Genomic DNA, 645 nt, shown 5'->3' with positions numbered 1-645 from the left:
CGGCCACCACGGCGGTCACGGCCGCGACGACGGCGGGGTCGGCCAGCGGGTCGGTGCTGCCGCGCCCCTCGGCGGCGGCGAGCAGCGCCGGGCCGGTCAGCTCGTACGGGACGGGGCCGGCGACGTCGAGGACGACGGTGTCGGCGCGCTCGGCGACGGCGGCCCGTACCGCCTGCGGCAGCGGCACCGCCACGGGGCGGGCGGCGGGGTCCCAGCGGGCGAGCGCGGCGGTGGAGGTGAAGGCGGGCAGGGCGCGGCGACCACCGGGGACTTCGAGGGTGGGCACCGCCATGTCGCTGGTCTTGTCGCGCCGCAGTCCGGCGCCGTCCACCTCCGACTCGCCGAGGAGCGCGACGACGGGGACCAGCACCCGCGTGCCGGCGAGGGCGGTGAGCACGCGGGGTACGGCTCCGGGGTCGTCGGGGGCGTCGGCGTACGCGGCGAGGGCGGCGGCGAGGCGCGGGTCGGCGGAGCCGTCGTCGCCGGCGAAGCCGGGGTCAGGGATGTTCTTCAGCGGCACCCGACGAGCCTAGCGCTGCCCCGTCGCCGCCCCGCGGGCGCGGTCCGGCGGCGGGCCCGGCGGGCGGAGGGCCGGTGGGCGGAGGGCCCGTGGGCGGCGGGCCGGCCGGCGGGGCGGCCGGCGGG

The 645-nt window shown here is 82.0% G+C and carries 1 protein-coding gene; it reads right to left on the bottom strand.

The window, feature by feature from the left end; translation table 11 throughout:
* A partial coding sequence (locus tag ABD317_RS37530; RefSeq protein ID WP_344296627.1) for an SseB family protein occupies positions 1-520 on the bottom strand: 520 nt, incomplete at its 3' end.
* Between the last annotated feature and the right edge of the window lie 125 nt (positions 521-645).

Origin of the sequence: Streptomyces synnematoformans (assembly GCF_039531005.1) — a bacterium.
Classification (GTDB): Bacteria; Actinomycetota; Actinomycetes; order Streptomycetales; family Streptomycetaceae; genus Streptomyces; species Streptomyces synnematoformans.
The sequence above is the reverse complement of the archived record's forward strand: the minus strand, read 5'-3'. Positions and strand labels throughout refer to the sequence as shown.